The sequence below is a fragment of the Porphyrobacter sp. YT40 genome (assembly GCF_006542605.1).
GTDB lineage: Bacteria > Pseudomonadota > Alphaproteobacteria > Sphingomonadales > Sphingomonadaceae > Erythrobacter.
Window position 1 is genome coordinate 3,031,925 of sequence record NZ_CP041222.1, and the last position, 12,475, is coordinate 3,044,399.

The 12,475-nt window shown below is 66.3% G+C and carries 11 protein-coding genes; 6 read left to right on the plus strand and 5 right to left on the minus strand.

Features of this window, described 5'->3' with window-relative positions; genetic code table 11:
- The first annotated feature begins 27 nt into the window (after positions 1 to 27).
- The gene (locus E2E27_RS14245; protein ID WP_141460216.1) at positions 28 to 1,470 is read left to right on the plus strand and encodes a globin-coupled sensor protein; all 1,443 of its coding nucleotides are present in this window, start codon (positions 28 to 30) and stop codon (positions 1,468 to 1,470) included.
- Between the two features lie 20 nt (positions 1,471 to 1,490).
- On the opposite strand, the gene E2E27_RS14250 is transcribed toward E2E27_RS14245, so the two are convergent.
- Positions 1,491 to 2,906, minus strand: a complete 1,416-nt coding sequence (locus E2E27_RS14250) for a M20/M25/M40 family metallo-hydrolase (RefSeq protein ID WP_141460217.1) — start codon at positions 2,904 to 2,906, stop codon at positions 1,491 to 1,493.
- 108 nt (positions 2,907 to 3,014) lie between these two features.
- Here E2E27_RS14250 and ettA point away from each other — a divergent pair, with 108 nt between their 5' ends.
- Both ettA and E2E27_RS14260 read left to right on the plus strand, forming a co-directional pair.
- On the plus strand, positions 3,015 to 4,688 hold the full coding sequence (gene ettA, locus E2E27_RS14255; protein ID WP_141460219.1) for an energy-dependent translational throttle protein EttA: 1,674 nt from the start codon (positions 3,015 to 3,017) through the stop codon (positions 4,686 to 4,688).
- 91 nt (positions 4,689 to 4,779) lie between these two features.
- A complete protein-coding gene (locus E2E27_RS14260) occupies positions 4,780 to 5,415 on the plus strand; it encodes a diguanylate cyclase domain-containing protein (protein WP_141460221.1) in 636 nt (211 codons plus the stop codon).
- Here the strand turns inward: E2E27_RS14260 and E2E27_RS14265 are convergent.
- Positions 5,412 to 5,993 (minus strand): pyridoxamine 5'-phosphate oxidase family protein, encoded by a 582-nt coding sequence (locus E2E27_RS14265; protein WP_141460223.1) that lies wholly within the window; start codon positions 5,991 to 5,993, stop codon positions 5,412 to 5,414. The two genes, E2E27_RS14260 and E2E27_RS14265, sit on opposite strands and share 4 nt — an antisense overlap.
- 180 nt (positions 5,994 to 6,173) lie before the next feature.
- On the opposite strand from E2E27_RS14265, the gene E2E27_RS14270 reads away from it, so the two are divergent.
- A complete protein-coding gene (locus tag E2E27_RS14270; protein ID WP_234036070.1) occupies positions 6,174 to 7,376 on the plus strand; it encodes an RcnB family protein in 1,203 nt (400 codons plus the stop codon).
- 117 nt (positions 7,377 to 7,493) lie between these two features.
- Positions 7,494 to 8,174 (plus strand): prolyl hydroxylase family protein, encoded by a 681-nt coding sequence (locus E2E27_RS14275; RefSeq protein ID WP_141460225.1) that lies wholly within the window; start codon positions 7,494 to 7,496, stop codon positions 8,172 to 8,174.
- A 7-nt stretch (positions 8,175 to 8,181) separates the two neighbouring features.
- Here the strand turns inward: E2E27_RS14275 and E2E27_RS14280 are convergent, their stop codons facing one another.
- The 3 genes from E2E27_RS14280 to E2E27_RS18915 form a co-directional block, all read right to left on the minus strand.
- Positions 8,182 to 8,715, minus strand: a complete 534-nt coding sequence (locus E2E27_RS14280) for a DUF1003 domain-containing protein (protein ID WP_141460227.1) — start codon at positions 8,713 to 8,715, stop codon at positions 8,182 to 8,184.
- Positions 8,712 to 10,325, minus strand: a complete 1,614-nt coding sequence (locus E2E27_RS14285) for a lysine--tRNA ligase (RefSeq protein ID WP_234036071.1) — start codon at positions 10,323 to 10,325, stop codon at positions 8,712 to 8,714. The genes E2E27_RS14280 and E2E27_RS14285 overlap by 4 nt, the downstream gene beginning before the upstream one ends.
- A gap of 125 nt (positions 10,326 to 10,450) precedes the next feature.
- Complete coding sequence (locus tag E2E27_RS18915) at positions 10,451 to 11,044, minus strand: NINE protein (protein ID WP_199799081.1); 594 nt, start codon at positions 11,042 to 11,044, stop codon at positions 10,451 to 10,453.
- Positions 11,045 to 11,171: 127 nt separating this feature from the next.
- On the opposite strand from E2E27_RS18915, the gene E2E27_RS14295 reads away from it, so the two are divergent.
- Positions 11,172 to 12,353: a GGDEF domain-containing protein gene (locus E2E27_RS14295; RefSeq protein WP_141460229.1), complete on the plus strand. Its 1,182-nt coding sequence runs from the start codon at positions 11,172 to 11,174 to the stop codon at positions 12,351 to 12,353.
- The last annotated feature ends 122 nt before the right edge of the window (positions 12,354 to 12,475 follow it).

The window sequence follows — 12,475 nt, forward strand, 5'->3', positions numbered from 1 at the left end:
CTCCCATTCCCACGAAGGAATATCGTCATGTCCACCGACCCGTTGCAGGAACGCCTTGATTACTACGGTCTCGCGGCCGTCCCCCAATCGACGTTGAGCGGCATCGGCAGAGCGCTGAAACGTCGGCTCGACGGCGCGCTTGAAGGGTTTTACCGCGTGATCGCCTCGCGCCGCGAGCTGTCGGCCCATTTCGACAGCCCGCAGCAGATGGACCGCGCCAAGGCGATGCAGGCCGAACACTGGCAGGCGGTGTTCCGCGACGGGGTCGACAGCCGGTTCTACAACCGTGCGACCCGCATCGGGAATGTCCATGCGCGCATCGGGCTCGAACCCAAGTGGTATGTCGGCGCCTATGGCCTGGTGCTCGACGAGCTCATCACAGCGATCATCGCGCCCGGCTGGCAGAGCTGGCTGCCGTGGAAGCGCGCGCAGGCGCGGCACGTGGCGACGCTGGTCAAGGTCGCGCTGCTCGACATCGATCTGGCGCTGTCGGGCTATTTCCACAATTCCGAAGAGCGCGTGCGCACGCTGGTCAGCGACAAGCTTGGAACCGCGCTCGCGCAGATCACGGCGGGCGATCTCACCGCCCGCATCGACGGATTCCCGCCCGAATACGCACAGGTGGAACGTGATTTCAACGCCGCCTTCACGGCCCTGTGCGCCACGCTCGGCAATGTCGTCAGCGGCATGGAATCGATGAACAGCGGCGCGAGCGAGATTCGCCATGCTGCCGATGATCTGTCGCGCCGGACCGAGGAACAGGCCGCCAATCTCGAAGAAACCGCAGCCGCCATCGCTGCGATCAATTCCAGCGTGCAGGACAGCGCCGCCACCAGCGCCAGCGCGCGCGCCACCATCACCGAGACCACAGCCCGCGCCGAAGATGGGGCGCGGACCGTGTCCGAAGCAGTGGAGGCGATGCACCAGATCGAAAGCTCGTCGCAGGAAATCACCTCGATCATCGCAGTGATCGAAAGCATCTCGTTCCAGACCAACCTGCTGGCATTGAACGCCGGGGTCGAGGCTGCGCGTGCGGGCGAGGCGGGCAAGGGCTTTGCCGTGGTCGCCAACGAAGTCCGCGCGCTCGCCCAGCGCTGCTCTGACGCGGCGGACGAGGTGAAGGCGCTGATTTCGGCTTCATCGGTTCAGGTTGGCAAGGGGGTCGAGCTGGTCGGGCGCAGCGGCGAGGCTTTCGCCGCGATCAACCGCGACATCGGCACGCTGTCCGAAGCGATCCAAACAATCGCCAGCGCATCGGCGATGCAGGCCGAAAATCTCTCGCAGATCAACACCGTGGTGGGCGAGCTCGACCGTTCGACCCAGCAGAACGCGGCGATGGCCGAGGAATGCACCGCTGCTGCCACCTCTCTTACGCGGGAGGCCGAAGGGCTCAATTCGGCGCTGTCCGCGTTCACCCTCACCGATGCGTCGTGGGGCAGCGATAGCCTGCGGGTCGCCCGCGCGGCCTGAGGCGGCGCGCGCGCTGGCGCTTACATGATCGGCGGGGCCGAGGGCGACGGCGCGCCGGTCAGGATCGGCGCAGGTTCGTTGGCGAGGATGCCCACGACCTGCGTCCACACCGCGACATTCTGGCGCAATTGCACGATGTCGATCTTGTCGAGCGTATCGTCGGGCGTGTGGTGCAGGTCGAAATAGCGGGTGCCGTCCTGCTGGAGATCGATCAGCGCGCCCTTCTGATCGCGCACGATGTTGATATCCGCTCCGCCGGTGGCGACATCATTGCCGCTCGAAACGCCGAAGCGCGCGACGGCGGCGGCGATTTTCTTGTGCAGCGCCGGGTTGGTCTCGCGGAAATTGCTGTCGAAGCGCCAGATCCGGTCCGCGCCGAAATCGCTTTCGAGCCCGACCGCAATCGGCTCGTCGATATGCGCCGCGCTATAGGCCTTGCTGCCCCACAATCCGGTCTCCTCGGCGCCTGCGAACAGTACGCGGATAGTGCGCAAGGGCTGGCCCGCTTTTGCCACGCGCGATGCTGCCGCAGCGATGATCGCGCAGCCCGCACCATCGTCGATCGCGCCCGTGCCCAGCCACCAGCTGTCGAGGTGGCAGGCGAGCAGCACCGGCGGGAGCGAGGGATTTCGGCCGACGATCTCGCCCACCACGTTGCCGCTCTGCGTCTCGCCGAGGAAACGCGGGGTCAGCACGAGTTTCATGGTGATCGGCTTGCCCTTGGCGCGCGCGAACATGCGTTCGAGATTGGCCGCATCGGGATTGCTCAACGCGCCGGCCGGGGTGGGGGTGACGCCTTCGGGGAAAGTCGTGCCGCCGGTGTGCGGATTGCGGTGATCGTCGGTGCCGACCGACTTGATCACCGTCGCGAGCGCGCCCTTCTGCGCGGCGATGCCGGCAGCGACCCAGCGCGTCGGACCGGCAAAGCCATACTGGCTACCGTCTTGCGTCGGCGTCATGGTGTTGCTGACGAAGGCGATCTTGCCCTTGAGGCTGCCTTCGGGCGCGGCGACCAGTTCGGCGACGTTGCGGAACATCACCACCTCGGCGGTTATTCCCTCGGGCCCGGTCGAGGCGGTGTCGCCCAGCGGGGCCACGGCAAGGCTCTGCGGGAAGGGGCTGACGATCTCGGCCCGTCCCGGCTCGCCCGGCACCCATGTGCTCATCATGTAGGGCTCGTCCGCGACATTGGCAAAGCCATTGGCCCTGAGCCACTGCACCGCCCATGCACGCCCGCGCGCTTCGGCCTCAGTACCCGCCTGGCGCTGGCCGACCTCGGTGGTGATACCCTCGACGAAATCCCACGCGACGCCGTCGTTCGCCAATGCCATGTCGGCCTGATTTTCCAGCGTCGGGCGCGGCTGTGCGGGCGGCACGTTGGCGGTTGCGGGCGCTGCGATCAAAATCGCACAAAGCGCTGTGAGTGTCTTCTTCATAAGCCGGTGTGCTAAGCTGCCCTTGCACACCTGTCTAGCCGCTTGCCCTTCCCCCTCCCCTTCCCTATCTGCGCCACAACTTTTCAGACCCGCACGAGGACACATCCGATGGCCGCCCAATACGCCTATGTCATGAAGGGCATGACCAAGACCTTCCCCGGCGCGCAAAAGCCGGTGCTGAACAACATCTCGCTCCAGTTCTATCAGGGCGCGAAGATCGGCATCGTCGGCCCCAACGGCGCGGGCAAATCGACCCTGATCAAGATCATGGCCGGGATCGACAAGGATTTCACCGGTGAAGCCTGGCCGGGCGAGAACATCACCGTCGGCTACCTTGAACAGGAGCCCGAGCTCGATCCGACCAAGACCGTGCTCGAAAACGTGCGCGAAGGCGCCAAGGAAACCGCCGATCTGGTTGCGCGCTTCAATGAAGTCAGCGCGCTGATGTGCGAGCCTGACGCCGATTTCGACGCGCTCGGCGCGGAGATGGGCGAGCTTCAGGACAAGATCGACGCGGTCGATGGCTGGACGCTCGACAACCAGCTCGAAGTCGCGATGGAGGCCCTGCGCTGCCCGCCGGGCGACTGGCCGGTCAAGGACCTGTCGGGTGGTGAAAAGCGCCGCGTGGCGCTCACCCGCCTGCTGATCCAGAAGCCTTCGATCCTGCTGCTGGACGAGCCGACCAACCACCTCGACGCCGAATCCGTGCAGTGGCTCGAAAACCACCTCAAGGACTATGCCGGCGCGGTGCTAATGATCACCCACGACCGCTATTTCCTCGACAACGTCGTCGAATGGATTCTCGAACTCGATCGCGGCTCCTACTATCCCTACGAAGGCAACTACTCGACCTATCTCGAGAAGAAGGCCAAGCGCATGGAGCAGGAAAGCCGCGAGGAAAGCGGCAAGCAGAAGGCGCTGGCCCGCGAGCTCGAGTGGATCCGGCAGACCCCGGCCGCGCGGCAGACCAAGTCCAAGGCGCGTATCCGCAAGTTCGAGGAGCTCCAGAACAGCCAGGACAGCCGCCAGGTCGGCAAGGCGCAGATCGTCATCCAAGTGCCCGAGCGTCTGGGCGGCAAGGTGATCGAGGCCAAGAACATCACCAAGGCCTATGGCGACAAGCTGCTGTTCGAAAACCTTTCCTTCATGCTCCCTCCGGGCGGCATCGTCGGCGTGATCGGGCCCAATGGCGCGGGCAAGTCTACGCTGTTCAAGATCCTCACGGGCAAGGAAACGCCCGACAGCGGGACGATCGAGATCGGCTCGACCGTGCGCCTCGGCTATGTCGATCAGAGCCGCGACCATCTCGATCCCAAGAAGAACGTCTGGGAAGAAATTTCCGATGGGCTCGATTACATGAAGGTCAACGGGCAGGACATGAGCACGCGCGCCTATGTCGGCGCGTTCAACTTCAAGGGGGCGGACCAGCAGAAGAACGTCGGCAAGCTTTCGGGCGGTGAACGCAACCGCGTGCACATGGCCAAGATGCTCAAGCAGGGCGGCAACGTGCTGCTGCTCGACGAGCCGACCAACGATCTCGACGTCGAAACGCTGGCGGCGCTGGAAGATGCGATCGAGAACTTTGCAGGCTGCGCGGTGGTCATCAGCCACGACCGCTTCTTCCTCGACCGTCTGGCCACGCACATCCTCGCCTTCGAAGGCAACAGCCATGTCGAATGGTTCGAAGGCAACTTCGAGGCCTATGAAGAAGACAAGCGCCGCCGCCTTGGCGACGCGGCTGATCGCCCGACTCGTCTCGCCTACAAGAAGCTCACGCGCTGAGGACAGACGCAATCAGGGTCTTTACTTGGTCTTAATCGCGGTTACGTCATGCTCCGTAGCGACAGAATAAGTCGCACAGGGGAAACGGGGCATGACAACGGGCATGAGTGTGCCTTTGGAACTGGCAGGGATGCTGTGCGCAGGCTTTGCGCTGCTGGGGATATGGGCCGGCCGGGTGCTCTCCCGCAGGGCCCTCAGGGGCGGCACGCGGCCCTTGCGGGCGATGATGACACCGGACGCCATGGCGCAAGCGATCGACCTTGCCGCGCATCGCTCCGCTTCACGCGACGCCTCGCAGGCGGTGCTGCGCGGCCGGATCGATCCGGCCAGCCTCAATTCCGATAACCGCAAGCAGATGCGCGATCATGTCGCGGCGGTGATGCGCGCGGGCCTGCGGCGGGACGACCGCGTGACCTTGGCCGAGGGCGACGGCTTCACCATCATCCTGCCCGGCACCGATGAACGCAGCGCAGTGCGCATCGCCGACCGGCTGCGGCGCAGGCTCGCCCGGATGCCCTGGACGAACCTGTCGGCAGGCCCGGGCCTCAATGCGCGCTTCGGCGTCGCCGCCGGTCGCCATGGTCAGCCGGTCGACAACATCGCGGCCCGCGCGCGCCGGGCGCTCGACGCGGCGTGGGATCATGGCAACGACCACGTCGTCCCGGCGAGCGCGATCGAGGAAATCCTGCTTCTGCCGCCGCCTCCAGCGGCTGCGGCAGCGGCCTAAGGCGCGACCCAGCGCCCCTGCCAAGCCTCGCCCACGCGGGCAAACTGCGCGCGGACATGGCCGGTGTGCGCGAGATAGAGCCAGTCGAACGTCATGACGCGGATGCGCAGCAGCGCGAAGTTTTCGCGCGCGGGCTCCAGTTGCGCTTCGTCGGGCTCCACCCCTTCGAATTCCGGCGGCAGGCCCGAGGTCGGCGCGTCGGACGCGGCCCCCGGCCCTTCGCCCATGTAGCAGCGCCGGGCAAAGCGGGTGCTGGCCGCCCATGCGGCATCGACCTCGGCCCCCGCGCGCACGATCTCCCCCTCGCCGCGCGCACGGATCTGCACCTTGGCACCCTTGTCGTAGAACAGCACGGCGACGCGCGGATCGGCGGCGATCACGCGCGCCTTGGGTGCGCGCGTGTCGGTGTGGAGGCGCAGCCGCCAGTCGGCCGCGTCGAAAGCGCGCAGCACCATCACCCGCGCATCCACATCGCCGGTCACGATCACCGGCGTATGCATCGGCGACTTGCGGTCGCGGGGCGCGCGAATCAGGCGATTGCGGCAATCGGCGAGGACATCATCGAGCGTGTCGAACATGCCCCGGCCCATTGGCCGCATCGGCCTCAAGGTCAAGCATCTCGGGACCTGTGTTCATTTGAAACGCATTTTTTCTGAACATCGACAAGTCGGTTCATCGCTGCGACAGATGGAGCAGGCTATTGCAAGCCATCTCAACAGACCGCTTGTGGTGGGCGGGCGATATTGGAGGCCCTAGGCATGATGACCTTCCTTGCACGAGGCGGATCGCTGGCAGCCCTGGCTGCGGCGCTCGCCCTGACCCTTCCCGCCACCGCTGCCGAAGCGCAGGATCGCCGAGGCGGGTCCGAAGCCCGCGCTCAGGCGAGAGCCGAACGTGCCGCACCGCGCAGCGAAGTGCGCGGCGGTCCGGCCCGCGCGTCGGTTCAGCGCGCCGCTCCGCCCCAGCGTGCCGAACGCGCCGCGGCCCCGCGCCCGGCAGCCCGCGTTGAAGCGCCCCGTCAGGCTCGCGCCGAACGCGTCGCACCGGCAGTGCGCGCTGCCGCCCCCGTCAGCAGCGCCCCGCCGCGCGGCTTTGGCGGCGATGTCCGTGCCCGGGTCGCCGCGGCCGAAAGCGCCGCCCAGCCGCGTCGCGGCCGGGCCGATCGCAGCGCTCCGGCGCGCGCCGACCGCGTCGATCGCCGCAGCGAAGTGCGGGCCGACCGGGTGGATCGTCGCAGCGAGGTTCGTGCCGACCGGGTCGAGCGCCGCGGCGATGTCCGCGCCGATCAGCTCGACCGGCGCGGCCGGGATCGCGCCGCCGACCGGGTCGACCGCCGCACCGATTTCCGCGCCGACCGGATTGAGGATCGCGGCGACCGCAGGGCCGACCGCATCGAGGATCGTGGCGATCGCCGCGCCGACCGGATCGAAGATCGTGGCGATCGCCGCTCCGGCGACCGGCGCTTCGATCAGCGCGGCAGAGGCGGCTTCAGCGATCAGGTCCGTGACATCAGGCGCGACGCGCGCCGGGCCGACGAGTGGCAGCGCGACGATCGCCGCCGCGACTATCGCGATGACCGGCGCGGCTGGCGGCGTGACGACTGGCGCTGGAACTGGAACGGCCGGCCCGGCTGGGACCGGCGCGACTTCCGGCGCTGGGATCGCGGCTGGCGCAGCGGGCGCAACTACAACTGGTTCGATTACCGCCGGAGCAACCGTGTGGTCTTCAACCTCGGGCCCTATTACGCCCCGTATCGTGCCCACCGCTATAGCCGCGTGAACATCGGCTTCTTCCTCGACAGCCTGTTCTTCCAGCCGCGCTTCTTCATCAACGACCCCTGGGCCTATCGCCTCCCCCCGGCCTACGGTCCCTATCAGTGGGTTAGGTATTATGACGATGTCTTGCTGGTCGATATCTATACCGGCGAAGTGGTTGACGTGATCGAGAACTTCTTCTGGTAGGTCTTCACCGGAACCCAAGCGAAAGCCCCGTCGGAGCGATCCGGCGGGGCTTTTTCGTGCAAACGGAGCCGCGCGCCTCGACTTGGCCGAGGCGCGTGCGCTTGCTAATCTGGTGCCATGACAGCCACTGCGCCCAGTCCCGAGACCGTCCCCGATCAGGCGGCCCTCGCCAGCCTCGGTGCGGCGGTGCGCGAGCGGCTGGCGGCCAATCCGGCGGTCTACCGGGTGCCGGTCGATCCGGTCGAGCTCTTCGCGGTCGGCGGGTTTTTGAGCGAAGACGAATGCGCGCGCCTGTGCGGCATGATCGATGCCGTTGCGCGGCCTTCTGCGCTGCACGAGATCGACTATGCCAGCGGCTTTCGCACGTCCTATTCGGGCGATCTCGATCCGCAGGACTCCTTCGTAGCGTCGATTTCGGCACGAATCGACGCGCTGCTCGGGGTCGAATCGATGATCGGCGAGCCGGTGCAGGGCCAGCGTTACCAGCCCGGCCAGCAGTTCAAGGCGCACAACGACTGGTTCTACACCTCCGAAAGCTATTGGCCGCAGGAGGAAGCGCGCGGCGGGCAGAGGAGCTGGACCGCGATGGCCTATCTCAATCCGGTCGAAGCGGGCGGCGCGACCGCTTTCACCCAGCTCGGCATCCAGATCGAGCCGCAACCGGGCGCCTTGCTGCTGTGGAACAACGCCCTGCCCGATGGCCGCCCCAACCCGGCGACACTCCACGCGGGCACGCCGGTGGTGGCGGGGGTCAAGTACATCATCACCAAGTGGTATCGCACCCGCCAGTGGCGCTGAGTGCGGCTTATTCTCCCTTGCGCGGTCCGGACTCCTTGCCCGCTATCGCCCGCACATCCTCCGCCAGCGCATCGATCCGGCGTGAGAGCCGCAGGATTTCCAGCTGGGTGCGCAGGTTCACTTCATAATCGTGGCGCGCGGCGATGCGATCCTTTGTCGCTTGCCGGTTCTGGCTCATCAGGATGATCGGCGCCTGCACTGCTGCCAGCATCGAAAGCATCAGGTTGAGGAAAATATAGGGATAGGCATCGAAGGCGGGCAAGCCGAGATCGGGCAACACGCCCGTGTTGATCGCCGCCCAGGCGACCAGCACCACACCAAAGCCGACGATAAAGCCCCAGCTGCCGCCCACCGCCGCCACACGGTCGGCGAGGCGATCGGCCCAAGTGGAATTGGCCTGCGCCACCTCGTCGGCATCGGGACCGATAAAGGCCCCACTCGCGACGCGCGCAAGGACGCGCTGTTCCTCGGGCTGGAGCGCGGCAAAGTCGCGCCCCAGCAATTCGCGCGCGAGCGCGTGGGGATCGGCGTCCCCGCTCACGCCTTGGCGAGCGCCTCGGCGATCAGCTGGCGGGTCGGCGCGATGCCGTATAGCGCGATGAAGCTGCCCATGCGCGGGCCCTGCTCGCTGCCGAGCAGGGTTTCGTAGAGCGCCTTGAACCAGTCGCGCAGGCTTTCAAACCCGAACTCCTCGATCTTGCCGATCTCGTAGACGATGGTCTGCAAATCCTCGGCACTGGTCGCCGGATCGGCGGCTTCGAGCGCGGCGTCAAGCGCCTGCAAGGCCCCGATCTCGCCGCCCGCAGGCGCGCGCTTCGCGAGCGTCGGCGCGACGAACTCGCGGTTATAGGCAAGCGCCTTGTCGACCAGCGCATCGAGCGCCGGATGCGCCGCAGGGTCGGCGTCCTCGACATAATTGCCGAGATATGACCACACCGCCTCGCGCGTCGCACCCGCGCCGAGCACGCCCACCAGATTGAGTAGCAGACTGAAGGGCACCGGCAGCGTGTCGCCCTGCCCCGGCGCGTCGGCCCCCTCGTAGCGCTGATTGGCGCGCAGCAGGTGCCACACCGGATTGCCGAGCCGCTTGTCAATTTCCTGCCCGAGAATCGCGGCGCGGAACTGCCAGTAATCGTCGATCGCCTTGGGGATCACGCCTGCGTGCAACTGCTTGGCGCTCTTGGGATTGGCGAAGATGTAGTGGCCCAAGCTCTCGGGGCTGCCATATTGCAGCCATTCCTCGATCGAGAGGCCATTGCCCTTGGACTTTGAGATCTTCTCACCCTTGGCGTCGAGGAACAGCTCGTAGATCAGCCCCTCGGGCTTGTGACCGCCGAGCACGCGGGCGATTTTGCCCGACTGGATGCCGGAGTCGGTCAGATCCTTGCCGTACATCTCGTAATCGACGCCGAGCGCCACCCAGCGCATTGCCCAGTCGACCTTCCACTGGCACTTGGCCATCCCGCCCAGCGCGGATTGCTCGACGACCGAGCCATCCTCGTCGGTGAAGCGGATGATCCCGGCAGCGGCGTCCACCACCTCGACCGGCACCTGCAACACCGCGCTGGTGGTGGGGCTGATCGGCATAACGGGGGAGTACGTCTTGCGCCGCTCCTCGCCCAGCGTCGGCAGCATGATGTCGAGGATCGCCTGAAAGTTGGCGAGCACACCCTTCAGCGCATCGTCGAAGCGGCCCGAATTGTAGCAATCCGAGGAACTGACAAACTCGTATTCGAAGCCGAACCGGTCGAGGAAGTCGCGCAGCATCGCGTTATTGTGCGCGGCGAAGCTTTCGAACTTCTCGAACGGATCGGGGATGCGCGACAGCGGCTTGCCGAGATTGGCATCGAGCAGCGCCTTGTTCGGCACATTGTCCGGCACCTTGCGAAGACCGTCCATGTCGTCGCTGAAGGCCACCAGCCGGGTCGGCTGGCCGGTCAGCGTCTCGTAGGCGCGGCGCACAAGCGTGGTGCGCAGCACTTCCTGAAAGGTGCCGATATGCGGCAGGCCCGAGGGGCCATAGCCGGTCTCGAACAGCACCCCGCCGGGCTTGCCCTGCGGCAGGCGCTTGGCAAGGCGCTGCGCTTCCTGAAACGGCCAGGCCTTGGAGTTCTGCGCGGCGGCGATGAGGGCATCTTGCGTGATCGTCATAACGTGCGCGGCCATCGCGCAAGCGCGGGCGGCATGCAAGTGTCAAGGTTTGCCGATGCCACACGGCAATGCACAAAGGCGCACCCGCCTTTGCCCCTTAAACCACGGTCAGCCGTCGTGCGCCATCACGCGAAGACCGAACCGTAATCGGAACGATGCTCCGACTTGAACCGCCGCAACATCCCCGGAATCAGGAACAGGTCGACGAACAACCAGATAAACCAGACCACCAGACCGACCATCCCCAGCGGCGGGAAGATGAACAGGATTACCAGACTGCCGACAAACAGCCCCACCTGCATCCAGGCGCTTTCCTTCTGCCCGCAATAGAAGCGGTGCATCGATGCCTGACCAATCACGAACCACAGCAGATAAGCGACGGCAAGGTTGCGGCTCTCCGGATCGCCCCACATGAAGTTTTGTCGGTTCGACCTTCCGCGGCTGCCACCTGATCGAGCGGAGCGCAGGACATCGTCGGACACGGGATTCCAGCTCTCGCCCGCGGGTTCGCTGCGCCGGGTTGCGGGCCGCGCATCGTTGCGAAGGTGCCCCATCGGGTCATCGCCCGAGGCGCTTTCGGACCGGCGCGCGCGCTCGGCGGCGAGGAAGGCCTCGCGCCGCGCCGCGATCTCGGCCGCTTCGGGATCGATCGATCCTGCGGGGCTGGCAGCCGCTGGGGTAACCTGACCGGGGCTCATTCCCTTGCGTCCGAACGTCACGACCGATCCCTTTCTCTTGCCGTGACTGCGACAGTAACATCAGGACATTAAGCAGTTGTAACGGATGATCGGCTGGCGAGGCGCGGTTTAGCGCAATCTCAACTCTCTTGCCTTACGGCGGTGAACCATGTCAGCGGGCACCACCTTCTTTATCCTGATTCCGGCGATGTATGCGATTTTCTCGCTGTCGCTGGGGCTGATCGCGCTGGCCGACCGTCGGCTGCCGGCGGCGCGCTGGGCCTCGCTCGGGTTCATGATCGCCTGCATCTCGATCACCATCGATGGCTACCGCGACCACAGCCGGATCGATTGGTGGCCATGGCTGTCGATCACGACCCACTACTTCGCGCTGCTGGCGATGATACAGGCGTTCCTGTCGCGCCACGGCAGGCAAACGGGCCGGACGGCGCTAGCGATCGCGATCGTCGGCAGCCTGCTGGTCATGCCCGATGTGCCCTGGGCGCCCCAATACTGGCTGCGCGCCGTCGCGGTGCAGGCGATCGGCGCGGCGATTATCCTCTCGGCGCTGCCGGTGATGTGGTCGTTCCGCCGGGCCTCGACCATCGACCGGATTGCGCTCTTCATCACCGCCAGCGCGTGCTTCGCCTACGCGGCGCGGGCCGTGATCGCGCTGATCAACCCGGTCGGCCAGACGACGCAGGCCCTGCGCGAATTCTATTCGGGCCTCGCGCTCGTGTTTCACATGACTAGCGCGGTGACCGGGATGCTGGTCGGGATCGTGCTGATGATGTCGATCGGCTACGATATGCTGCGCAGCCGGATCGAGGAGACCGAGATCGATCCGCTCACCAAGCTCGGAAACCGGCGCAGGCTCGACCGGCTGATTGCCGACGATGAGGAAGCGGGCGGCGCACAGATCGGCGCGGTGATCGTGATCGATCTCGACCACTTCAAGAAGATCAACGACTTGTATGGCCACGATGCGGGAGACGTGGTGCTCCAGCGGGTCGGCGCGCGGTTGGCGACGCTGCTCGGCCCGTTCGGCGAGGTGTGCCGCACCGGCGGGGAGGAGTTCGTCGCACTGGTCGGCCACGATTACGCGCCGGGCACCTCGGCGCTGGCGCTGGCGGTGCGCGAGGCGGTGTCCGCCCTCGCCTTCGACGGCCCGCTCGCCGAAACGCGGGTGACGGCCAGCGTCGGGTTCCACCGGCGGGCCACGGGGGTCGAGGTCAAGGCGGCGATCCACCGCGCCGATCAGGCGGTCTATTGCGCCAAGGCCGACGGCCGCGACCGCGTGGTCGCAGCGATTTCCGACGGCAATCTGCAGGTGTTGAAGGCGGTCGCCTGAGACGCGCCCACGGTTCCGCATAAGCGCTCTCGGCAGCGTTTACTTATCGCAAGGCCTCCCCATCTTGGCGGGAGTGAGCCCTCCCGACCCCCTTCCCGAACCCCTCCCCCTGACGGCGCTCC

Bases quoted from the DNA above. Each gene is read 5' to 3' on its own strand.
- E2E27_RS14260 (WP_141460221.1), top strand. From the start codon at position 4,780: ATGACAACGGGCATGAGTGTGCCTTTGGAACTGGCAGGGATGCTGTGC.
- E2E27_RS14275 (WP_141460225.1), top strand. From the start codon at position 7,494: ATGACAGCCACTGCGCCCAGTCCCGAGACCGTCCCCGATCAGGCGGCC.
- E2E27_RS14245 (WP_141460216.1), top strand. From the start codon at position 28: ATGTCCACCGACCCGTTGCAGGAACGCCTTGATTACTACGGTCTCGCG.
- E2E27_RS14270 (WP_234036070.1), top strand. From the start codon at position 6,174: ATGATGACCTTCCTTGCACGAGGCGGATCGCTGGCAGCCCTGGCTGCG.
- E2E27_RS14250 (WP_141460217.1), bottom strand. From the start codon at position 2,906: ATGAAGAAGACACTCACAGCGCTTTGTGCGATTTTGATCGCAGCGCCC.
- E2E27_RS14285 (WP_234036071.1), bottom strand. From the start codon at position 10,325: ATGACGATCACGCAAGATGCCCTCATCGCCGCCGCGCAGAACTCCAAG.
- E2E27_RS14265 (WP_141460223.1), bottom strand. From the start codon at position 5,993: ATGTTCGACACGCTCGATGATGTCCTCGCCGATTGCCGCAATCGCCTG.
- ettA (WP_141460219.1), top strand. From the start codon at position 3,015: ATGGCCGCCCAATACGCCTATGTCATGAAGGGCATGACCAAGACCTTC.
- E2E27_RS14295 (WP_141460229.1), top strand. From the start codon at position 11,172: ATGTCAGCGGGCACCACCTTCTTTATCCTGATTCCGGCGATGTATGCG.